Genomic DNA, 20,119 nt, shown 5'->3' with positions numbered 1-20,119 from the left:
CCCTCCGGTTGATCTCAGTTCTCTGGGCGTAAAACGTAGTGCACAGCGCTGAGTTCGCGCCGGGACCGCGGGGAGATCCTGCCCCCGTCGAGGAGTTGTTCAATCTGCGTTTCGAGTTCGGCGGCCAGGACCGCGGACGCTTGCGGCAGCCACGGGTGGCGGTTGAGCAGTGCCCAGAGGGAGTGCGCGTAGAGGTCTACGTAGCCGGGTGCGGGGTGCAGGCTCTGGGACAGGCACCGCAGCAGAGTCACCGGGTCCCAAAGGGGCTGCTGGGGGTCACGCATGAAGAGGTCGTCGGCCTGCGGTTGGGCGACGGCGCCCAGCCAGTACGCCCAGTAGTTCAGGTTCGCTGCTTCGCCCTGATCGTCATCGGCCACGGACCGGTCGATGAATTCGAGGAGCGGCTCCGGGTCCCCGAGGCGGGCAAGAGCCGTGGCGGTGGAGCGGACCTGAGTCCATTGAGGCGTCCATCCGCGTGGCGCCAGAATTCCGCGCGTCCCGTGCAGGGCCTGGGTGGTCCAGGAGGCCGTTTCGGGGCCTTTGTCGTACGAGGCCAGGTAGAGGGCTTGCCGGTGCAGCAGCGGGGCCTTCCCCACGTGACGGTCGGCTGCCTCGGTGACGTCCCGCAGGTGTGTGAAGAAGCGTTTCCGGTCAGACGCGGCAAGCTGGGGCGTTGACGCCACGGGGCCTCGGCGAGCGCGAGCACCGTGGCCGAGGAGGGCCGGGGGCGCGGTGCCGTTGGTGACCCACGCGATCATGTGCGCGGTGTCCCGGGTGTGCACCCACCCGGCCAGTGGGTGCAGCGCGCTGTCCGTGGGGGCGAGGGCGGCCCCGATGATGCGGTCGGCGTCCATGGCGGGTTCCATCATCGCCACGATGCGCGGAGCCGCTCCCAGCGTCGGCAGTCGACGCCGCAGGTCCAGGAGCCTGCCGGCGGGCATGTTCGCCAGGGGTCGCCGACCGGACTCCCAGCCCTGCATCGTTGTCAGGTCGATTCCGAGCGCTTCGGCCATGGACGACTGCGTGCGCGGAACGCTCTCGCGGCACAGGCGCAACACATACCCGGCGACCGTTCCCGTGGCCGCGCGACGTCGTACAGGTGTGGAGGTCATAGGGGCACTCCCGGTGTCGCTCGCAACACGTACCAGCAGTCAGTCCTCTGCCGTGTGCGAGATCCGTACGGTCAGGTACCAGGAATCCAAGTGCCCTACCAGTAAGGGCAGTTACACCACGTGCCGTCAACGGCTCCTACGTTCCGGAGTCGCGAATTGCCTCGACAGCCGTCAGGTGAGTTCCGTGCGCCTGGCGAACTCTGCGGAGAGGAGATCGTCATGGACACCACTGTGCAGTCCGACCGGCTTCCGGCCCGTGTCGCCTGGGACGAGACCGGCACGGTACTGATCCCTGGGGCGCTGGATACGGATCGGTTCGGGGCGCTGGTGGCCGAAGCGCAGAGCCATCTCGACCTGGCTGAGCCGCACGTGCACGAGCACACCGCCGGCCATCGGGACGGCTCCTTCGCCACCCCCGTGCACTGCGCCTTCGTACCCCCTGGCCCCGTGTTGGGGGCGCTCGCCTTCGACAAGGGTCTGTTGGCGGCGGTACGGGAGGCCACAGGCATTCCGCGGTTGATCCCGCGCGGGGGCGCGGTCGTCCTCTACGAGCGCGGTGACTTCCAAGGGCTCCACACCGATTCGGTGAAGTCCACCGTCACCGTTGCGTTGGCGCTGAGCGAGGGGTTGCCGCCGATGGGGTGGGCGCCGCATCTGCGCAACCAGCACCCGGACGAGTTGAGCAAGGTGGTCGCCGAACACGGCATCTTCCCGGAAGGCGGCAACTTCACGGTCCTGGAGCACCCGTTCGGCGACGGGAGCGTGCGCGCCTTTGCCGGGTACGCCGTTCCGCACTGGCGGCCCCGGTTGAGCGTGGAGCGGGAGCTGCTGGTCACGATGTCCTTCTTCGACCTGTGAGCGGGACCGCGCTCCGCCAGACCTGGCTGGCAGAAGGCCGTGCGGCCGTGCCGCCGGACCTCGTTGATGCCGCTCTGTGGGAGGAGATCGCCGAAGAGGCCGAGCGGTGTGAACCGCACGCTGCGGTCCGGCACAACGAACGGCCGGGCCTGCTGGTGATGCGGGACGGGTCGATCACCTCTCCGCAGCGGTGCACGGTCCACCCCGGGGGTCCGGCGCTGCGGGCGCTGGCCATGCACAAGGGGCTGTCCGATGTGGCGGGCGAGGCGACCGGCCGCTCGCAGATGACCGCGATCCGGCTCGGCTACAAGTTCTACCAGCCGGGCGACTTCATGCACGTCCACCGCGACGACGGCAAGTGCGAGATCACCTTCAGCTGCGGCCTGACCCCCAACCTCGGCGCGATGGGCTGGGCGCCGCGCCTGCGCTGGCTCACCACCCAGGAGGTCGCCGACCGCTTCGCCGACTCCCCGTACCCCACGGAGGGCGAGGAGTTCCCGATCCTGCACCGCGCTCTGACCGGATTCGACGGCGGCCGAATCCCCCACTGGCGTACCCCGCTCGACTCCTCGTCGCGCGAGGTACTGATCACCATCTGCCTCACCGATCTCTCGATGTAGCAGTCCCGCAACCAGGAGGAAGTCATGCCCACCGTGAACCCCACGACCACCTTCGACCCGGCCGACTTCGTGACCGAACTGCACGCCGAGGGCAACCTGCCGCAGAACAGCGGCGGTGACCCGGCCGTGCCGGACAGCGCGTTCCCCGACACCCACACCTACGAGCAGCCGGCCGTCTGACCGTTCCGCTGCCCGGCCGTCGCGCCCCTCGCCTGCTCAGGGGTGCGACGGCCGGGCGTCGCCGGTCGACAGGAGGAACCGGAGGAGGAGCTCGTGCGCAAGACGTACTTCGAGGGCACGCACCGCACCCGCCACCCCGCCCACACCTGGGAGGCCATCCGTCCCCTTCTGGGCTCCTACGGCATCACCCGCGTTGCCGACGTCACCGGCCTCGACGACCTCGGCATCCCGGTCACCATGGCGGTCCGCCCGCTGGCGCGCACCCTTTCCGTGGCACAGGGCAAGGGCGCCTCCCTCGACGCGGCCCGGGTCTCCGGCGCCATGGAAGCCATCGAGGCGTGGCACGCCGAGCGCGCCGTCCCCGGCCCGGACCTGCACCGCACCCCTGCCGAAGCGCTTGGCCTCCCCTACGTGGTGACGGCCCTGGAGCAGCACCCCGGCAGTCTGCTGACCGCCCGTACCCGGCTGGACTGGATCACCGCCCGCTCTACGCGGTCCGGAGAAGCTGTGCTGCTGCCGCGGGCGTGTGTCCAGCTCGGCCGCGAGGAGCACGCCGACTGGCGCATGCACCTTCCCAGTGCCTCTACCAACGGTCTCGCCTCCGGCAATACCCCCAGCGAAGCCACGGTCCACGGCCTGTACGAGGTGATCGAACGCGATGTACTCAGCAGGCTCGACGACCCCGGGGCCGGCGGCCAGTTGATCGACGCCAGCAGCATCGACGACCCGCACTGCGCCGGCCTGGTCGCACGTCTTCAACAAGCCGGTGCGTGGCTGGAGTTGTGGCACCTCCCCAACCGCTTCAACGTTCCCGTCGCCGTGTGCTTCCTGTGGCGCGAAGACCAGCCCTCCGTACTCGTCTCTGGGTCCGGGGCGCACCTGGATCCGCACGTCGCACTGTCCCGGGCGATCACTGAGGCCGCCCAGTCCCGGCTCACCCTGATCACCGGCAGCCGCGAGGACGTCCACTACTCCGCCTACCGGCCCGAGAGCCCGCAGGGCCCAGCTCCTGCACAGGACGAGAGGGTGCCGTGGGCGCACGCCACCGCCCGCTACACGGTCGGATTCGCCAGGGACGACCAAGAAGCCACCCACCTCGCCGCAACCATCGCGGCGATCACCGGGGTGCCTCCCCTGGTCGTCTCCCTCACCTGGGGGAAGTACGAGCGGGAGACTCTGGCCGTCGTCAAGGTCCTTGCCCCGCACCTGCGGTACACCTCCCGGCACACGATCCCTCGACCGCGGAAGGCGAGCGCCACGTGACTATTCACGTATTCGCCGGAACCACGCTGCCCGCTGACGAGATCCAGTCGATCTGTCCCGGCGCGGTCGTCCACCCGCCCGTACGTCACGGTGACCTTCTGCGCCTCGGCGTGGGCTGTGGGGACACGGTCCTGATCGTCGACGGGCTCTGGCACCAGAGCGCTCCAGTGCGGCACAAGGAGATCCTCGCCGTCCTCGACGACGGCGTGAGCGTCTTCGGTGCCGCCAGCATGGGAGCACTCCGGGCCGCGGAGCTGGGCCCGTACGGGATGATCGGTGTGGGCCAGATCTTCGCTCACTACAGGGACCGCGTCCTGGAGGCCGACGACGAGGTCGCGGTCCTCCAAGGGCCCGACGGACAGCCGCTCACCGAGGCCCTGGTCAACCTCCGCGCCGCTCTGGAGCGCGCCGTCGAGGCCGGCCATCTCACGCTGGCGGAGAACGAGCTGCTCCTCGCCCAGGCACAAGGGCTCCCCTTCGCTCACCGCACCTGGGCTGCCCTGGGGCTTCGGGCCGCAGCCGTCGGCGCGGAGGACGCCTTCGCCAGGCTCGACAGCTGGAGGCGCTCCCACCCCTACGACCTCAAACGGGAGGACGCCGAGACCGCCCTCCGGCTGCTTGCCGCCCCCGCCACACTCCACACCTCGCCAGCCGCTACTGCAGGGGAGGCAACGTGGCGGACCAGCTTCGTCCGCTACTGGGACGCCGCCTACCGCCCCGGCCCTCCAGCCGACGACGGACTCCCGGTCCTTCCCTTGCTCCAGCACCAGCAGCTCTACGACCCCGACTTCGCGCGGCGCTGGCGAGCACGAGTGCTGATCGCCGTCGCTCCACCGGGCACCCCGCCCGCAGACGTAGAACATGGCGCGCTGCGGAGGGCCGCCGAGCAGGGCCTGCACTTCACCGACTTGAGCAGCGAGCAACTCGCCCACTGGCTCACCCCTGCCGAAATCGCGGACTTGTGCGACGCGGAGAAGCTGCTGCGCATCATCGTCCGCGCGGCCCGCCTCGACGGCGCGTGGACCGCGTGGCCCTCCCATCATGCAGAGTCCGGCGACCTCCTCAACCCAACGCAGCCGACGGCGCGCAGCGTCTCGGCAGCGTTCCTGCACAACGCTGCGGTCTCAGCCACCGGCCCTGGCCGCACGACGGCGCACCTCAACGCCGACCGGATCGAACAGCACCTCCGCGACCGCTGGGGCCTCCCTCGCGACGCAGCCCAGCAGGCGCTGGACGCCGCGGCCCGCGACCGCGCCTTCCGCGCGTTCGACGGGGCGATCGAAGTCGCCCGCGCCTTCTACCTCTCCGCGCGTGCCGAGGAAACCGTGCCCGAGACGGTGCCGGACACGTTGCGCGATAGCCCCCTCACCTGTCCCACCGCCAGCGGGACGACGGCTGCGGCAACAATGACCGCAGCACCCCAGGCGAGCGTCGGCCGGACGCCGAGTGCGGCCGACGCCGGGCCCGCGAGCAGGTAGCCGACAGGGACAGGCAAGAGCTGTCCGAGGGTGGCGTACGACAGGGTGCGCCCCAGGCGGTCTGCGGGAATGCGCTCCTGAACGAAACCGGACCACACCGTCATGCTCAGAGCCAGCCCGCAACCCGCTGCGCCGGCCGCCGCGACCAGGAAGACCAGGGGAAGCGAGAGTGCCATCGCGGCAAGGGGCAGCGCCATGCACCCCGTCCCCAGACACACCACCAGTCCTACCAGGTGCGGCTTCCACATCAGAGCGAGCGCTGCTCCCGCGATCAGCCCCCCGGTGAAGCCCGCGACCACCAGACCCCATGGGGCGGCACCTCCGAGGAAGCGGTCGCCGTAGACCGGGCCCAGCGCCTGGTAGCCGACCAACCAGACCGGCACCACCACAGCTCCCTGCACAACCATGATCCACAGCCAGCGGCGCGAGGAGAAGTCCAGCCATCCGTCCCGCAGGTCGGCCAGGAACCCGGCCCGCATCTTGATACGGCGGTCGCCGAGATCGATGCGGGAACACAGCGCGGCTGCCAGGAGGAAGGTGAGGGCATCCCAACCGATCGCCCACGCCGGGCCGGCGGTCGCCACCAGGACTCCGCCAAGGGCAGGACCACCCACCTTGACGACGTTCTGCCCGATCCGCAGCAACGCATTGGCCGCATGCCGCATGGGCACAGGAACCACGTCGACCACAACGCCACCGGCAGCCGGGCCGAAGAACGCGCCCGCCGCCCCACACACAGACGACGTCAGGATGAGGTGCCACAACCGGGCCGATCCCGACCACAACAACAGCGCCACCAGGCCCTGGGCTGTTGCGGAAACCACGTTCGACCACAACATCACCCGCGCCCGCGACCACCGGTCGGCGACTACACCACCGACCAGGAGCAGCAGGATCTGCGGCACCACACTGGCCGCGAGCACCAGCCCGAGCCCGGTCGCGCCTCCCCCGAGCTGTAGCACCGCGAAGGCCAGTCCCAGCGGAGCGACGGCCGAGCCGGTCCAGGAGAGCAGCCGAGCCGCGAAGTGCAAGCGGAAGGGGCGGACAGCCAGAGGAGCACCAGCTTCCCGAAACCGGGCCGCAAGGCCGACGCGTGGCCGTGCCCCATCCGAGGGGCTCTGCCGCAGATACCTCAAGATCGAACTCCGCCCAGGAAGCACAAAGCCCCGGCACCAGAACAGTGCCGGGAACTTCGAACCACCCTAGGACAACCTAGAGATCGTCTACCTCAAAAGCATCAATCGGCACCCGGGACCCAGCGCACGTCCCAAGTCGCAAGCCCCTTGTTAGCCTCAATGCGCCCGGGGGTCGTCGGGGGGCTCGCGGTCTGGCGAGCGGTTAGGCGTATTGCCTAGGCTTCCTCGCCACGGAGGGACGGCGGTCAGGGACCGCTTCGCAGCAGCAGACGCAGGAGTGCGAGCAGTGGACCGCTATCGCAGCAAGCCCGGCAAACTGGTGAGGGACCGAATTCCGCAGATCATCCGCGACGACGGGGCCGAGCCGATCACTTACACCGCGGGTTCTCAGGAGTACCGCGCCCGGCTACGGGACAAGCTCTGCGAGGAGGCCACCGAGGTCCTGGAGGCCGACGACGAGAAGGCACCAGAGGAGCTCGCGGACGTGCTCGAGGTTGTGCACGCACTCGCCGCGGACCTCGGGATCAACAGGGAGCAACTGGAAGAGATCCGAGAGACCAAGGCGAGTGAGCGCGGGGGGTTCGCGGAGCGGACCGTGTGGACCGGCAACCGCTGACCACGGCCGCTTTGGTCGTCACTCGGTAAGCCACTCCGTGCACGCCGTCGGACGCGACGGTTAACCGACGCGGCTCGATGGCTTCGCCTGCCGCATGACGGACCACCCCCTCGATCACAGTGTTCCGACTCGGAGAAGCCGAGAAAGCAGCAGAGCGGCCCCCCAACCGACCCGTCGTGAGCACCGCCTGCTGGCGACGATCCACATGCACTTCTGTCGTCGGTCAGCAGTCGCCCGTAGCTGCCAGTTCCGGGATGGCAGGACCGTCGTAGTGGTAACGCCATGGTGTCGTGAGGCGAGAGCGGGGCAGAGTGGGGACAGCCGAAAAGGCAGATGGGGCTCCGGCTCGGCGCCTATATCCCAGGCACCGGTCCAGAGCCCCATCGAATAGCAATCTATCGCCGGGGCTCTATCGTGGCTGCTGGGTGGTGGCGTAGTTCAGGAAGTCGGTCCACGCGGAGGGTCCGACGCTCATCCCCGCCCGCTCCACGTTCTTGGAGTCCCGGACGTGGATTTCGGTCGACCCCTGAGCGACCTCGACGCAGTCGCCGCCGTTCTGACCGCTGTAGCTGCTCTTGCGGTAGTGCAGCTGCTCGTTCAACTGTGTTGCTCCTTACCTTGCATGGGCACTTCTCATAGTGGGTGCGCCTCGAACAGCACACCAAATCGGCGCCTGGCTCTTGGTGCCCAGCAAGTTTCGCGTAGGTACGCACAGCGTCTACAGCGAGACGCAGGAGGTGTCGTGCCCGTTCCTCGCACGTCGGCCGGCGCACCGTTCACGGAACTTGAGCGCACCCGCAAGTCTCAGCCTTGCGCGGCTTCGTTGAGCATGTCCAGGGACTCGGCCTCCGAGAGCGCCAGGCCGGACAGCTGCTCGTGCGACGCCTTGAAGGCGTCAACGAGCTCTGGTTGCGTGATGACACCCGCGTCCACGAGGTTCTCGACGTACGCAAGATCCTCCACGCTGGAGTCCGGGAAGGTGAGTACCTGAAAGGGGCCGTGCATGCCCGGGTGCTCTCCCACATGGAAGGGTAGTACCCGGACGGTCACATTCGGAAGCTGAGCCACCGCAGCGATGCTGTTCAGCTGCTTGCGCATCACGTCGGCTCCGCCGACCGGACGCCGGAGGACGGCTTCGTTCAGGACGACCGACACAGCGGGTGCGTAGTCCGTCCGCGTGAGGATGCTTTGGCGCTTCATCCGCACCTCAGCGTTCAGCTCGATCTTCTTGTCGTCCGCCCCTGAGAGCCGCAGGATCGCCAAGGCATAGTCCGGCGACTGCAGCAGGCCAGGCACGAATTCGCCCTGGTACATACAGATGCTGTCGGCAGCAGACTCCAGGCCCAGGAAAGCGCTGAACCAGGCGGGAACAGCCCCCTTGAACGGGGCCGTCTCCCACCAGTCCTTCCTCGTCTTGGTGATCAGCGCGTAGCCCTCCAGCTCGTCCCGCTGACCTGCCGGCACTTCGTAGAGATCACACAGCAACCGGACGTCTCCCATTTCGACGACGTTGTTGCTCGTCTCTAGGCGGGTCATGCGGGCGATGGACCACCCGAAGCGTTTGGCAACGGAGGAGGCGCTCATGCCCCGGGCTTCGCGGTATCGCCGAAGTTGAAGCCTGAGCAGGATGCGGCACATCGCCACCGACCGCTCGTCGGGCACTGCTGCCATCGTCACTCCCAGTTCTGTGGTTGGCGTCAGTCTGACGCCAACCGCCCCAGCGCTCAACTGCCCGTTGCCACGACTGACGGTAGCGCCCGTTACCCCTTGAGAGTGAACCGAAAATCAGTGTTGCGAAATTTTCGCTACATCACTTTACGTGGCGAAGTTTTCGCTGCCATACTCCAACCGAGTCGCGACAGACGGCAGTTGGGCGCCCACGGCCAGTGATCATGGCCGAGCTGCGCGCCTACCCCTCACAGACGACGAGGACGTGGCAATGCTCCCCATCCTGAACAGCGCGGATCGACGTAAAGCTCAGCTTCGAAGCACGGCCAGGCACTTCCCCCACGTTCACGCCCTGTCGAGGGCGTGATGACGGCCCCTAGCGTCTGGCCACCGCCGACCAGTGATCGATCCGCCTTGATCCGCGGCTACGAAGACGTACTGGGTTGGACCGTCAGCGTGGGAATCTCGACCGTCGCCTCCAGTTGCATCCCTAGTGGGAATGCGGAGGTAGCCGGAAGCGCTTCCTTATACACGTCGTGTTCGACCCTCGACACCGTCTCGATCGCGCGGCCGGCGGGCCAGGTTGTCTTGGTCCGTCTGGGCCGACACCGCTCGGGACCTGTGCCCAGCCTGGTCACTACCGGCCGAGTGATCCTGCTGGTGCAGGCTGGCACCGGAGCGGCGCTCACCAATGTGGACGACGTCGCCGTCTCGTCCGGCCCAAGCGCCCAGTTGGTGCTGCCGCCCTCGCCCGGCGTTCGGTGGGAGACCCCACCGTGGGCGCTTGCTACCCCGACGCCGCTCCCCCTCACCGCGGGCGAGGCAGTCAGGGGGGCAATCCTCAACGCGCTTCGGCTCTATGGCCGCTCCCACACGCTCGGACGAGAGACCTCAACGAGCGCGCCACGTAGCCTGGTTGATGCTCGGCGAGCGAAATCGGATCGCTGCGGGCGAAGGGCCGGATCGTGATCGACGCCCTTCACGCAACGTTGTCCAGCAGCTCGGGCTGGGGTCTCGGGATCGGGGCCTTGGTTCTGGTGGTAGCGGGCGTTCTAATTACGCGCCCGCAGTCCTCCATCACCCCCATGGATTCCGACGACCTCGGCGCCGCCGACGAACTCGGAGCCCCCCGATGAGCGCGGGAGAGCGCAGGCGGGCCGTGTGCGCTCTGTGGTGTCTTCGCCGCGAAGGGACCGTGGAGCACGCCGGCACCGTCAAGGACCACGGGTGGGCCGCCCCGGTCTACGTCTGCGACGGGTGCTTGGACCGCCTGCACCGCACGGTCCGGTATGTGGCTGCCCATGGGCAGAGCGGCCGGTGCTGGCTGTGGTGCGGCGGACGGTCCCTTTCCCCCGCCGACGGGCTGGTTGCCATCGGCACCGTCGAGATCGTCGGCGATCCGCTCCTGCCGCCCGTCGCGACGGCCGACCTGATCGCGTGCACTCCCTGCATTCGACTCATCGGCATGGAGTTGCAGCGGCTCGCGCAGCGGCGCGACGGCGGTTCTCCCTCTGCTTCTGCGTTGGACGCAACGAAACGACAGCGGCCGACGCCTCGGCGTGGCGGCTACACCTCTGCTGCTTCCGCTCTGGCCGCACAGGAGTTCTCTCCCGGAGGACACCTCACAGCGGTCTGACCTCTTTCACGCCCCCGCAAGCCAAGGACCCCCTTATGCTGTGTCAGCACCAGCCGCCGTGCCCGCCTGCCGAGTCCACCGACCGGGAGGCCGCCATCGTCGCGGTGTCCCGCCCGGAACAGGGCTGGGCGCTGCTGTGCAACGGCGTACTGCACTTCGATGACACCGGTGAGTTGCTGCCGAACGGGCAGATCATCGCCCCGCATCGGACGCCGGTGCCCGCATGATCGCGCCAGCAGGCTCCCTGACGGCGGCCGGCCGGGCCACGGCCGCCCTTCGCCAGCGGATCGCGTCCGGCACATACCCGGCCGGAGCCCCCCTGCCCCTTCTGCAGTCTCTGGCCGCCGACCTGAAGGTCGGCATGCAGACCCTGCACGAAGCGCTGGGCAGGCTCGCGGACGAGGGCCTGATCGAGCGAGGCTGCAGCCACCGCCCGTACGTTCTGGCCGACCCCGCCGAGCCGGGCCCCGTCGCCCGGACCGCCATGGCGCTGAGGACCCGGATTGCCACCGGCACGTACACCCCTGGGCGGACGATCCATCCGCCCGCGCTCGCGGCCGAGCTCGGCGTGAGCCGGGCAGTCGCCGAGCAGGGGTGCAAGTGGGCTCGCCACGAGGGCTATCTCGGCAGCAACCCGTTGGCCCCGCAGGTGCTGTGGGTGCGCGAACCGCGCGAGTACGCCCTGCCCGAGCCACACTCCTAGACCGGGCCGCCCTGCGGTCCGGTGGCACTGTACCCGCACCGTGGGGCGCCCTTCAGCGTCCCGCGCCCTAGCCCAACCATTGGCCCACCGCAAGGCCGGCTGTCGTGGCAGGGGTGCGGGACCAGGGGAACCGGCGGCACCGATGCCGATCGACACGGCCGGGCGCCCTTCCCCTGGCGCCGCCCCTTCCCCTTCCTCCTAGGGGCGGTGCCATCCCAACTCCCTTTTCTTTTAACCTTGTTGATCCGATCTGGAGCACGACGTGACCATCGCGTACGCGCCGGACGCACCCCCGTCCTGGTACATCACCGGCTCATGGGAACGCCAGTCGGTCGCCCGGGCGGCGAAGCTCCTACACGAGCACCTCCACACCCAGTGCAGGCCGGGGTCCCATCTGCCGTCCGACCGCACTCTCGCCGCTGCACTCGATGTCGCGCAGGACTCGGTCTTCCGTGCCCGCCGCCGTCTGGAGACCGAGGGACTGCTGGCTGGCAGGAGGATCTTGGGGCCCACCGAACTGCACCCGGCCGACGTAGCTCTGGATGTCTGTGTGCGCGACAGCGTCCAAGCCGGGTACTACCAGCCCGGCTCGGCTCTGCCGACCGGCTTCCTGGCCCACGACTTCCTTCTCAGCAGCAGCGAAGTACGCCGCGCCTGCCATCGCCTGATCGCTGACGGAACGCTGCGCATTCAGGACGAGCCGTACGGCCCCGGCCTCTACATTTCCGATGCCGCCGGGGCGGCACCATGCTGACCTCCTTCCAGCGAGACGTCGTCGGCCGATTCGCCGCGGGCGACAACGCCGAGGCCGCCGCCCGCCACCTGGACGTTCCGGTGAGAGCGGTGTACACCGCCACCGACCGGTGCGCTCAGCGTCTTGGCGTCTCAGGGCGCACCGCGTTGGTGCACGTCGGGTACCTGGTCGGCGCCGTTTCCCGTCCACCGCGCCGTCATCCGACGCCCCTGGCTGTGCGCGACGTCCGCATTCTGGAGCTCTTGGCGAGCGGAGCTGGCCAAGCGGGGGCGGCGCGGCACCTGGGCATTTCCCGCGAGACGCTGCGGGTGCGTCTGCTGTACCTACAGGACGTCACCAGCGCGGCGAGCACCTGGCATCTGATGACGCGGGGCTGGCAGGACCGGGTGATCGGTACACGGCATGTGTTCACGATCTCGGGCCGCCAGTACGACCCCGTACGGCCGCTGCCCGACGCCCCGCGCTGCACCTGGGTCCGGCGCCCGGCGCCGCTCCTACCGTCCGGCCGTCCTGTCCCCGTCCCCCCACCGTGGGTGCCGGCCTTCCACTGGAGCGCTTCGTGATCGAGCTGCCCGACCAGGTACAGACCCTGCTCAGGGGTGCGACCAGAGAACCTTGCCGCGTCGTCGCGGACCTTTCCTGGCACGGCCCGCTGCGTAACCGCGTGTGGGAGGTGGAGTCCGGACCGCCCGGGATGGGCTTCCGGCGGGTCGTCAAACAACACGTCACAACCTCAACCTTCCAGCGGGAATACGCCGCCTACAAGAGGATCGTCCCAGCTCTGGGCATCGACCGGGCCCCGCTCCTGGCCTCGGCGCACGAGAACACGCGCACCCTCATCCTGACGCGGGTCCCGGGCGTCCCGGTCTCCGCATTGTCCTTGACGGCCGCCGAGGAGATCGAGGTCTACCACCAGGCCGGAGAGGTGCTCGCTCTGCTCCACGCCCAGCCCGCCCCCGCCCCGACGCCCGGAAGCGTTACCTGGCACGACAAACTCACCCAGGTGCAGGCCGAGTTGCTCGCGCTCCCCGAGGCTTCGGCCGACCTCCTGGCGATGCTGCTGTCCGACGGGCCGCCGCCGAAACTGCCGCGGGTTGCTGTGCACGGGGACTGGATGCCGCGCAACTGGCTCTGGGACGGAAGGCACCTGCGCGTCGTCGACTTCGAGGCGGCCGTGGGGGCGCCCGCCGCCTGTACCGATCTCGCACGGCTCGGGTACCGCGTCCTGCGGGGACGGCCCGATCTCGATACGGCCTTCCGTGCGGGGTACGGCCGCAATTTCACCAGGACCGAGCACCGGGTCATGCGCCAGTGCGCCGCCCTGGACGCCTTGCAGGCCCTGCAATGGGGCCGCCTCCACAGCGACAAGGAGACGGTCGCGCAGGCCCACACCATGATCTCCCACCTCCGAGCCGACCAGGACACACCGTCGACCGCCCAGCGGCCAGGCACTCGCCGGCACGAGCACAAACCACCGGCGGACACCAGGGCCTGCGAGCGCCTGGCCGACTTCGTCCTCACCCGACAGAACAACCGCCCCCAGGAACCGCAACGCCCGTCCGTCTCTCCGAGAGGGGAGTTCAGTTGAAGACGTTCCACGCCCCCCACGGTCTGCTGAACGAGCGTCACGTGCGAGTGCTCGACCGCTTCGCCCAGGGCGACAACGGTGCCGAAGCGGCGCGAGCGCTCGGCCTGTCGCCGAACCAGGTCTACCGGGCTAGCAACACATGCGGCCAGTACCTCGGTGTCTCAGGCCGCTGCGCCCTCGTCCACGCCTCCTACCTGCTGGGCATCGTGCCCCGGCCCGCCTACGCCGGTACCCCGCTGCCCTCCACCGGCCGGAAGGTCATCGACGCTGATCTCCCATCGCTCCTGGGCCTGCTGGCCATGGGCATGACCCACAGGGAAGGCGCCTGGCACCTGCACTGCGGCCTGACCGCATGGTGGCTGCGCATCCGGCTCCTGCAGCACGCCACGGGAGCTGTCAGCACCCACCACCTGATCACCATGGCTTGGCAGCACCAAGTGCTCGGCCCCGCGCACGTGCACACGGCCGGGGGCGCCACCCTCACCCCCGCCCCGCACCTCTCCTGCAACTCCGCCCCCTCACCTCCCGGCCCGCAGCTCTCCCTCCCCACGTCACGGAGCACGGCATGAACCACACCCCCCGGCCTCGTCTGCTGGCCGCCGCCGTCCTGGGATCCGCGATCCTGGGCGCTGCCTACCGCCTCGCGCACCGCCAGGGCGCCCGCGCCCAGGCCGGCTTCATCCGCGAGGGCCAGCAGCAGTTCCTCGGCACGGTAGCGAAGCACGTGGAACTCCGTTCAGGGTGGGCACAGTTCGAGGATGCCGGGCCTGCCCGGCAGGTGCAGATGCTGCAGCAGCACGCGTGGGTGGCGCTGTGGGTGGCGGGCTACCGCAGCCGGGCCCTTTCGCTGGCCGAGATCCGGACCGCCGCGAAGGCCATGTTCGCCACCGAGCCCGGCGCGGCCTTCTGGCAGTGGGCCCACCACTGGTACGGCGACCTCGCCTGCGACACCCGGACGCTGCGGGTGTACGAGGTCCTCGACGAGGTCTACGCCGACGAAACCGGCGAGACCGTTAGCAATTTCTGACCCCGGCCAGCACGGCCAGGCCCGCACTCCTCTTCCGTTCTTCCCTCCGGCCTCCGGGATCCCCGATGACCCTCAGCACACTGTCCCAGCCCACCCGAATACCGGCCCCCGACCGGCTGTCGCCCCGAGCGCAAGAGCTGCTGCATCTCTTCGCCCGTGGCCTGAGCCCGAAGGTGATCAGCGCGGAACACGGCTTCAGACGGCGCGAAGCCCGCGAGCTCATCCAGCAAGCGTCCTACGACCTCAAGGCCGCCACTCGTGCCGGGGCGGTGATGTTCCACGCCGTGGTGCTGGACCAGATCCCCGCGCCGTCACAGGAACGGCTGTACCTCACAGACCAGGCTCTGGTCTTCGTCGCCGACCTCGTCCTGGGCCGCACCGACCACACCATGGCAAAGGACCGCAGCATCACCCAGGGGGCTCTGGACGCACTGGGCAAAGGCGTGCTCCGAGAACTGGGCGCCGCGACGTACGCCCACGCCGTCTATCTCGCCACACCCACCCTGCTGGCCATCCCTCCCGCCGATCTGACAGCAGCACGGTCCCGCGTCACCACCCCGCGCACCTGAACCCGCCAGCGCAGCGCTCCTGCCCCCGAGCCAGAGCACCCCTCGCCGAAGCCCCCGGTATCCCGCACCACCAGCCCCCGCCACCGTTCCACCACACACCAGGAGTTTTCATGGCCCACGCGGACACCGACTACAGCCAGCCCGGCCAGCGCCGCATCGGCGCCCTGGCCCTCATCCGCAACACCGGCGGCGAGGTACTGATCGTCAACCCCTCCTACAAGGAAGGCCACATCCTCGTCGGCGGCGGCGCCCACCCGGACGAGGAACCCCAGCACGCCGCGTACCGGGAGGCTGTCGAGGAGACCGGGCTCACCCAGCTCGTCATCGGCGACCTGCTGCTCGTCGACTACATCCCCGCCAACCCGAAGAAGGACGCCGTCGAGGGATACAACTTCGTCTTCGACGCCGGGGTGATCGCCGACGACGCCGCCATCGTCCTGCCCGCAGGACTCCCCGGCCAGGAGCCGGAGCTCATCAGCTGGGTGTTCTGCCCGCCGGACCAGCTGGACACCTACTGCCTTCCCTACCAGGCCCGGCGGATCACCGAGGCACTGGCCGCGCTCGCCCACCCCTCCCGCCGTGGACTGCGCATCGAAGGAATGTCCGCCCGCTAGCCGACTCTGCGCCGATTCCGGAGACCTCCATGCCTCACCGCACTCCACCACCGCGCACCATGCGTCCCCCGACACCCGCCGGTGCCGCCCTGGTACTCGGAGCCGCCGTTCTGTTGGCCGGGGGCCAGGAACCGGCCCCCGCCCCGCCCGTGGCCGCACCGACCACGACACCGGTGTCGTACACGGCCGGGGCCGGGGCGTCGTACCCGTACCTGCCCGGGTCCGCTTTCGACGTACGTACGGCCTCCTGGGCCCCGACGAACCCGCTGCGCATTGCCCTCGAACCCGCAGCCAACACCGCCCTGGTACGCCCCGACACCACCGCTTCTTATCCGCCCGCGGACGCGGGCGGCACCCGCATCCTCACCGTGCTCCGCTGCCTCGTCCCGCTCCATCAGCCCACGTCCACGCCGGACCGGAAGCAGCTGACCGCATGAGCTTCTCCCCGCCGCCGCTCGCCGACAACCAGACCGCCCTTCAGAAGATGGAGGCCCTCGCGGAAGCGCTGCACCACGAGATGTCAGCCGTAGGGCTCAGCGCACTGGCTCCCATCGTCGAAGACCGTGGGACCACCCCGTCCATCTGCCTCCCCCCGCTCGGGGGAGCCGACGCCACCCACCTCACCCGGCTCCTCCGCTATGCGCAGGACGATGCCCACGAGGCCGCAGCCAGCCTGCACGCGGCGCTCCTCGCCCGTTCCCTGAGCTTCCCCGTCCCGAGGGCCCGCAACGGCATGGTCGCCCTCGGCCGTGTCGACGTGGACGCCGCCGATCACCTCGCCATGCTTCTGGGCGCCCCGCCACTCCCCGACGGGGTCCTCGCCATGGACATCCTGGAGTCGTCACAGGCCGCGCCGCTCATCCGCAGGATCGCCAGCGCTTTGGCGAGCGTCACCAACGACCGTGACGGCGTGATCGTCGGGTTCGAGCCCTCCTGCCCGCAACCGTGCTGCGGCGACGCCGCCGTGCGGTTTCCCCTCCTCTCCGTCGACACAGCCCGCTCCATCACGGACGCACTGAACCCCAGCACGGAGGTACACGAGTGATGCCCCCACAACGGCCTGACCTCGCCCAGGACCTCATCCAACGCGCCGCCGCGGACCGCGCGTTCCGCGCCCGACTCGTACGCGGCCAGCTCCCCGCAGGGGCGTACGACGCCGGCGTCCGGCAGCAGCAGGCGAACATCGAAGTCCTCCAGCAGGTCCTGGACGTTCACGGGTGGCCGGACCGCGCACTCGTCGGCGACGTGGGAACGGCGGCGGCCTGGCGCATCGCCCTGCACGCCGACCACTCCCCCGGCGTCCAGTACCTCGCCCTGGGCTATCTGCGCACGGCCGCCGACACGGACCTCACGCTGCTGCCCCTGTGGGCCCATCTCCACGACCGGTGCAACGTCGGCGCCGGGCAGCCGCAGCTCCACGCCACGCAGAATTGCCTCGTCAACGGGACGCTGAACGCACTGCCCATCGCCGATCCGAAACACCTGGACACCCGCCGGGCCGCAGCCGGCCTGCCTCCGTACGCCGCTGCCCGCGCCCAGCTGCTCCAGCGATACGCCGCTCTTCTGCGCCAGGACGAGGACGACGACCCTTCCGTCGAGCCCGCGCCCACTTTGCTGCTCGCGAACGCCTGACGAGCGGTACTCCCCCGCACATCCACTCCCCCAGGGCGGCCCTGACGTCGGCCGCCCTCGACTTCGAGGAGCACCATGAGGACCTCCCTGTCCCCCGCCCTGGTCCTGGCCGGGGTGATCGGTGTGGCTGCCGCCGTGCACACATGCCAGCGCAGCCGTCACCACCGTCAGACCCTGGCCCAGAAGCGGCGCCACCACGGCGAAGAGCTTGAACTGGGCCTGTTCCAGGCCCACATCAGCATTCTGCGGACCGCCATGACCCACCCTGACCTCGACCCCGTCTGGGAGCGCGTCCACCCCAAGTACGTCAAGCAGGACGAATCGGGGCCGCTGCTGATGTGCCAGGCGTGGCTGGAGCTGTGGCGCACCGGCCTGAACCTCGACATCTACACCCCCGGCCTACTGAGGGTCAATGCCACGCATTTCATGAGGGACGACTTGGCCTTGAAGGCATGGGGCTTGACCCGCCACGGCCGTGCCTCCCAGGCCCGAAACGACACCGACCGGCTGCACATCGCGCTCCTGAACGAGGCGTACGAAAAGGCCGGCGGACCCGACCTGTACCCCGAGCTGGAGCAGAAGACGGTCTGCACCACCTGACCGCTGGTCCAGACGTCCCTCATCGCCCCCTGCCGATCTCGCACCTGCACAAACCGTCGGAACCAGAAGACGTTGCCAGTGCGGAGCCCACCTCTCCACGCCACTCCGCAATCCCCCACAGGAAGGACCCACACCCACAGGAGTGATCGAACGCCGGATCACAGCCCGGAGGCCGAAGCTGTGACCTCGATCGCTAGGTGGCGAGGGACCCTCCGGTCTTCACTGGTCAGACAGCTGTGACGATTCGTAGTTGGCCATTATGGCGGCTGGTAATTGGCCAGGCGGGTGCTGGTCGACGCCCGCGGCCACCTCATACGTCGACACCCCCGCCGACATCCGCATCGTCCACAAAACCCTCCGCGGAAACTCCAGGAGGGCCAGGACCCGGCCCCGGCCTCCTCGGGTACGACACCAGCCACCGCTCCTGCACCCGCCACCTCGCCCCCATCCGCGAGCACGCAGACCTTGTCCTCGACGGCACCCGCACCACCGACCAGCTCACGGCCGCGCTGTAGCCCCACCTGGCCCAGCAGGGCCGGGACACCTCGGCCCCATAGCCGGCCCGGGCAATGCACCGGCCGACGGTGGACCTGGACGTGCTGCGGCCCCGAACCAGAGCGCTTGAGCGCTGAATTCGGGGCCACAGGAAGAGGCCGGGCCGGAGGATCAGCCGGCTTCAGGGCTTCGGCCGACCAGCTCCGTGAGCAGCTCGATGATCCCGAACTCGCGGTCGTGCTGTGCCGAGACCTCTTCGAGGCGCCGGGTCAGGGCAGCGAGCGCGCTCTGAGCGATGGGGGCTCGGGCACGCGGGCACTCCCGCCAGATCACAAAACTGCAGACAGGAACTCCACGATAAGGCGCCCGTACGGCCTCCGGTTTCGCAGACCAGGGTCCTACCGGGCTAGGAGGGCACTGACGGTTTTCCCGGCGGGTGTGCGGCGGGTGACGGCGGTGGCGCGGGCGAGGCGGTTGACCATGGGCCAGCCGAATCCTCCGGTGCCGCCGTTCAGGTCGGGCGTGCGCATGCGGGGAGCGCGGGGACTGGCGTCGTGGACGGCGACCGTGATGCCGTCCGGGTGGGCCGTCAGGTCGAGGGTGCAGGTGCCGCCGCCGTGGCGCAGGGCGTTGGTGACGAGCTCCGAGACGACCAGGACGACCGTGTCGAACGCTTCGGGCGCCAGGGGTGGTGTGAGGCCGTCGAGGAAGGTTCGGGCCCGCTCGCGTGCCCCGGCGATCGTGATCGGGGGAGACAATGCCTCGATGTCCAAGCTCATCGTGTCCATCAGATCACCCCGGTCTCTGGATCTCCGCCGTCCGGCCCTGCTGTGCTTGTGCCCGGTCCCCACGCTGTGAACCGCACGGTGACGGTGTGACTGCCGTGACCCGTCCTCCCCCACCCCCGGTACTGGCGTCTGATCAGCGGGAGTGGTGCCCGGTTGCCTGCTGGGCGGGCCGGGGCGCGGCCCGGCGGCGGGTGACGCGGGTCGTCCGGCGGCCGGGGAAGGGATTCCGGCGCGCGGGGGCGCTGAGAGCCAGGGCCAGCAGCGCGATCAGCGCGGCGACCGCGACGAGGATGAACACGGTGACGAGGGCCATGGTCCTGCCTTCCGTCGGCAACGCTCTGTAGCTACCTGGTGTTACGGAATCGACCGCGTCACCGTCACGCACGGCCTGGTCGTAGCGGTCCTGGAACGACTGGAGATGGCCGCACAGCTCCGTGCCGAGCTCCGTCTCCGCCGACTTCGACCCGCGCCCCGCCTGCTGCATCCCAGGGTCGGCCAGCAGAGCCGAGATGACGTCCTCCGCCTCCGCGAAGGCCCTCTCCCGGCCGTACCGCAGTACGGCCGCCTGCACGCGCTGCTCTTCCCCGGGCTCGCCGCTCGTCGCGCCGCCCGTTGCTTCATCGCCCACTGCAGCTGGGTAAGGCCCGAGCGAGGCAACTGTCGGCAGCCGATCCAAGACGATCAGTAGCAGATCCGGATATCCTGATCGCCCATAGTGGAGAACATTGCCCGAACCGGCCTGTGGTCCGGCTTGAGGGGGCAAACTGGGGTTCTGGCACCAG

25 protein-coding genes and 1 pseudogene are annotated in these 20,119 nt (G+C 69.4%); 20 read left to right on the top strand and 6 right to left on the bottom strand.

The window, feature by feature from the left end; all coding sequences use genetic code 11:
• Positions 1–14 precede the first annotated feature (14 nt).
• Positions 15–1,112 (bottom strand): XRE family transcriptional regulator, encoded by a 1,098-nt coding sequence (locus ACIA73_RS16845; protein ID WP_399439268.1) that lies wholly within the window; start codon positions 1,110–1,112, stop codon positions 15–17.
• Positions 1,113–1,331: 219 nt separating this feature from the next.
• On the opposite strand from ACIA73_RS16845, the gene ACIA73_RS16840 reads away from it, so the two are divergent.
• From ACIA73_RS16840 to ACIA73_RS16820, 5 genes and pseudogenes are all read left to right on the top strand, one after another.
• A complete protein-coding gene (locus ACIA73_RS16840; protein ID WP_399439267.1) occupies positions 1,332–1,970 on the top strand; it encodes a hypothetical protein in 639 nt (212 codons plus the stop codon).
• Entirely contained in the window at positions 1,967–2,590 is a 624-nt protein-coding gene (locus tag ACIA73_RS16835) for a hypothetical protein (protein WP_399439265.1), read from the top strand. Before ACIA73_RS16840 ends, ACIA73_RS16835 begins: the two co-directional genes overlap by 4 nt.
• A 24-nt stretch (positions 2,591–2,614) precedes the next feature.
• A complete protein-coding gene (locus ACIA73_RS16830) occupies positions 2,615–2,770 on the top strand; it encodes a hypothetical protein (protein WP_399439264.1) in 156 nt (51 codons plus the stop codon).
• A gap of 93 nt (positions 2,771–2,863) precedes the next feature.
• On the top strand, positions 2,864–4,033 hold the full coding sequence (locus ACIA73_RS16825) for a YcaO-like family protein (RefSeq protein ID WP_399439263.1): 1,170 nt from the start codon (positions 2,864–2,866) through the stop codon (positions 4,031–4,033).
• Positions 4,030–4,512, top strand: a pseudogene (locus tag ACIA73_RS16820) (TfuA-like protein); the annotation flags it as partial. The gene ACIA73_RS16825 and the pseudogene ACIA73_RS16820, both read left to right, overlap by 4 nt.
• Before the next feature lie 818 nt (positions 4,513–5,330).
• On the opposite strand, the gene ACIA73_RS16815 reads toward ACIA73_RS16820, so the two are convergent.
• Positions 5,331–6,542: an MFS transporter gene (locus tag ACIA73_RS16815; RefSeq protein WP_399439262.1), complete on the bottom strand. Its 1,212-nt coding sequence runs from the start codon at positions 6,540–6,542 to the stop codon at positions 5,331–5,333.
• 391 nt (positions 6,543–6,933) lie between these two features.
• Between ACIA73_RS16815 and ACIA73_RS16810 the strand changes: the two genes are divergently transcribed.
• Positions 6,934–7,263 (top strand): nucleoside triphosphate pyrophosphohydrolase, encoded by a 330-nt coding sequence (locus ACIA73_RS16810; RefSeq protein ID WP_399439261.1) that lies wholly within the window; start codon positions 6,934–6,936, stop codon positions 7,261–7,263.
• 409 nt (positions 7,264–7,672) lie between these two features.
• Here the strand turns inward: ACIA73_RS16810 and ACIA73_RS16805 are convergent, their stop codons facing one another.
• Positions 7,673–7,864, bottom strand: coding sequence for a DUF397 domain-containing protein (locus tag ACIA73_RS16805; RefSeq protein WP_399439260.1), 192 nt, complete (start codon positions 7,862–7,864; stop codon positions 7,673–7,675).
• 203 nt (positions 7,865–8,067) lie between these two features.
• Entirely contained in the window at positions 8,068–8,934 is an 867-nt protein-coding gene (locus tag ACIA73_RS16800; protein WP_399439437.1) for a helix-turn-helix domain-containing protein, read from the bottom strand.
• Positions 8,935–10,126: 1,192 nt separating this feature from the next.
• Here ACIA73_RS16800 and ACIA73_RS16795 point away from each other — a divergent pair.
• The 14 genes from ACIA73_RS16795 (at position 10,127) to ACIA73_RS16730 (ending at position 18,054) form a co-directional block, all read left to right on the top strand.
• Positions 10,127–10,567 (top strand): hypothetical protein, encoded by a 441-nt coding sequence (locus ACIA73_RS16795; RefSeq protein ID WP_399439259.1) that lies wholly within the window; start codon positions 10,127–10,129, stop codon positions 10,565–10,567.
• Between the two features lie 38 nt (positions 10,568–10,605).
• Positions 10,606–10,794, top strand: coding sequence for a DUF5999 family protein (locus ACIA73_RS16790; protein ID WP_399439436.1), 189 nt, complete (start codon positions 10,606–10,608; stop codon positions 10,792–10,794).
• Positions 10,791–11,270 (top strand): GntR family transcriptional regulator, encoded by a 480-nt coding sequence (locus ACIA73_RS16785; protein WP_399439258.1) that lies wholly within the window; start codon positions 10,791–10,793, stop codon positions 11,268–11,270. Before ACIA73_RS16790 ends, ACIA73_RS16785 begins: the two co-directional genes overlap by 4 nt.
• Before the next feature lie 262 nt (positions 11,271–11,532).
• Positions 11,533–12,024: a GntR family transcriptional regulator gene (locus ACIA73_RS16780; RefSeq protein WP_399439256.1), complete on the top strand. Its 492-nt coding sequence runs from the start codon at positions 11,533–11,535 to the stop codon at positions 12,022–12,024.
• Positions 12,018–12,587, top strand: a complete 570-nt coding sequence (locus ACIA73_RS16775) for a hypothetical protein (protein ID WP_399439255.1) — start codon at positions 12,018–12,020, stop codon at positions 12,585–12,587. Before ACIA73_RS16780 ends, ACIA73_RS16775 begins: the two co-directional genes overlap by 7 nt.
• On the top strand, positions 12,584–13,612 hold the full coding sequence (locus ACIA73_RS16770; RefSeq protein WP_399439254.1) for a phosphotransferase family protein: 1,029 nt from the start codon (positions 12,584–12,586) through the stop codon (positions 13,610–13,612). The genes ACIA73_RS16775 and ACIA73_RS16770 overlap by 4 nt, the downstream gene beginning before the upstream one ends.
• Positions 13,609–14,181 carry a helix-turn-helix domain-containing protein gene (locus ACIA73_RS16765; RefSeq protein WP_399439253.1) on the top strand — a complete coding sequence of 191 codons (573 nt, stop codon included), beginning with the start codon at positions 13,609–13,611 and terminating at the stop codon, positions 14,179–14,181. The genes ACIA73_RS16770 and ACIA73_RS16765 overlap by 4 nt, the downstream gene beginning before the upstream one ends.
• Positions 14,178–14,639 carry a DUF6082 family protein gene (locus tag ACIA73_RS16760; protein ID WP_399439252.1) on the top strand — a complete coding sequence of 154 codons (462 nt, stop codon included), beginning with the start codon at positions 14,178–14,180 and terminating at the stop codon, positions 14,637–14,639. The genes ACIA73_RS16765 and ACIA73_RS16760 overlap by 4 nt, the downstream gene beginning before the upstream one ends.
• Before the next feature lie 65 nt (positions 14,640–14,704).
• Positions 14,705–15,208 (top strand): hypothetical protein, encoded by a 504-nt coding sequence (locus ACIA73_RS16755; protein ID WP_399439251.1) that lies wholly within the window; start codon positions 14,705–14,707, stop codon positions 15,206–15,208.
• Between the two features lie 110 nt (positions 15,209–15,318).
• Positions 15,319–15,822: an NUDIX domain-containing protein gene (locus tag ACIA73_RS16750; RefSeq protein WP_399439250.1), complete on the top strand. Its 504-nt coding sequence runs from the start codon at positions 15,319–15,321 to the stop codon at positions 15,820–15,822.
• A gap of 29 nt (positions 15,823–15,851) precedes the next feature.
• Complete coding sequence (locus ACIA73_RS16745; RefSeq protein ID WP_399439249.1) at positions 15,852–16,259, top strand: hypothetical protein; 408 nt, start codon at positions 15,852–15,854, stop codon at positions 16,257–16,259.
• Complete coding sequence (locus ACIA73_RS16740) at positions 16,256–16,867, top strand: hypothetical protein (protein ID WP_399439248.1); 612 nt, start codon at positions 16,256–16,258, stop codon at positions 16,865–16,867. The genes ACIA73_RS16745 and ACIA73_RS16740 overlap by 4 nt, the downstream gene beginning before the upstream one ends.
• Entirely contained in the window at positions 16,867–17,454 is a 588-nt protein-coding gene (locus ACIA73_RS16735; protein WP_399439247.1) for a DUF6624 domain-containing protein, read from the top strand. Before ACIA73_RS16740 ends, ACIA73_RS16735 begins: the two co-directional genes overlap by 1 nt.
• 75 nt (positions 17,455–17,529) lie before the next feature.
• Complete coding sequence (locus ACIA73_RS16730; protein WP_399439246.1) at positions 17,530–18,054, top strand: DUF6082 family protein; 525 nt, start codon at positions 17,530–17,532, stop codon at positions 18,052–18,054.
• 893 nt (positions 18,055–18,947) lie between these two features.
• Here the strand turns inward: ACIA73_RS16730 and ACIA73_RS16725 are convergent.
• Both ACIA73_RS16725 and ACIA73_RS16720 read right to left on the bottom strand, forming a co-directional pair.
• Positions 18,948–19,337: an ATP-binding protein gene (locus tag ACIA73_RS16725; protein WP_399439245.1), complete on the bottom strand. Its 390-nt coding sequence runs from the start codon at positions 19,335–19,337 to the stop codon at positions 18,948–18,950.
• 133 nt (positions 19,338–19,470) lie between these two features.
• Positions 19,471–19,965 carry a hypothetical protein gene (locus ACIA73_RS16720; RefSeq protein ID WP_399439244.1) on the bottom strand — a complete coding sequence of 165 codons (495 nt, stop codon included), beginning with the start codon at positions 19,963–19,965 and terminating at the stop codon, positions 19,471–19,473.
• Positions 19,966–20,119: the final 154 nt, after the last annotated feature.

Source organism: Streptomyces sp. NPDC051561 (assembly GCF_044454195.1).
Lineage (GTDB): Bacteria > Actinomycetota > Actinomycetes > Streptomycetales > Streptomycetaceae > Streptomyces.
This window is presented reverse-complemented; position numbering and strand designations above follow the sequence as displayed.

Bases quoted from the DNA above. Each gene is read 5' to 3' on its own strand.
- ACIA73_RS16760 (WP_399439252.1), top strand. From the start codon at position 14,178: ATGAACCACACCCCCCGGCCTCGTCTGCTGGCCGCCGCCGTCCTGGGA.
- ACIA73_RS16840 (WP_399439267.1), top strand. From the start codon at position 1,332: ATGGACACCACTGTGCAGTCCGACCGGCTTCCGGCCCGTGTCGCCTGG.
- ACIA73_RS16845 (WP_399439268.1), bottom strand. From the start codon at position 1,112: ATGACCTCCACACCTGTACGACGTCGCGCGGCCACGGGAACGGTCGCC.
- ACIA73_RS16830 (WP_399439264.1), top strand. From the start codon at position 2,615: ATGCCCACCGTGAACCCCACGACCACCTTCGACCCGGCCGACTTCGTG.
- ACIA73_RS16745 (WP_399439249.1), top strand. From the start codon at position 15,852: ATGCCTCACCGCACTCCACCACCGCGCACCATGCGTCCCCCGACACCC.
- ACIA73_RS16775 (WP_399439255.1), top strand. From the start codon at position 12,018: ATGCTGACCTCCTTCCAGCGAGACGTCGTCGGCCGATTCGCCGCGGGC.
- ACIA73_RS16725 (WP_399439245.1), bottom strand. From the start codon at position 19,337: ATGGACACGATGAGCTTGGACATCGAGGCATTGTCTCCCCCGATCACG.
- ACIA73_RS16730 (WP_399439246.1), top strand. From the start codon at position 17,530: ATGAGGACCTCCCTGTCCCCCGCCCTGGTCCTGGCCGGGGTGATCGGT.
- ACIA73_RS16755 (WP_399439251.1), top strand. From the start codon at position 14,705: ATGACCCTCAGCACACTGTCCCAGCCCACCCGAATACCGGCCCCCGAC.
- ACIA73_RS16750 (WP_399439250.1), top strand. From the start codon at position 15,319: ATGGCCCACGCGGACACCGACTACAGCCAGCCCGGCCAGCGCCGCATC.
- ACIA73_RS16740 (WP_399439248.1), top strand. From the start codon at position 16,256: ATGAGCTTCTCCCCGCCGCCGCTCGCCGACAACCAGACCGCCCTTCAG.
- ACIA73_RS16800 (WP_399439437.1), bottom strand. From the start codon at position 8,934: ATGGCAGCAGTGCCCGACGAGCGGTCGGTGGCGATGTGCCGCATCCTG.
- ACIA73_RS16785 (WP_399439258.1), top strand. From the start codon at position 10,791: ATGATCGCGCCAGCAGGCTCCCTGACGGCGGCCGGCCGGGCCACGGCC.
- ACIA73_RS16735 (WP_399439247.1), top strand. From the start codon at position 16,867: ATGCCCCCACAACGGCCTGACCTCGCCCAGGACCTCATCCAACGCGCC.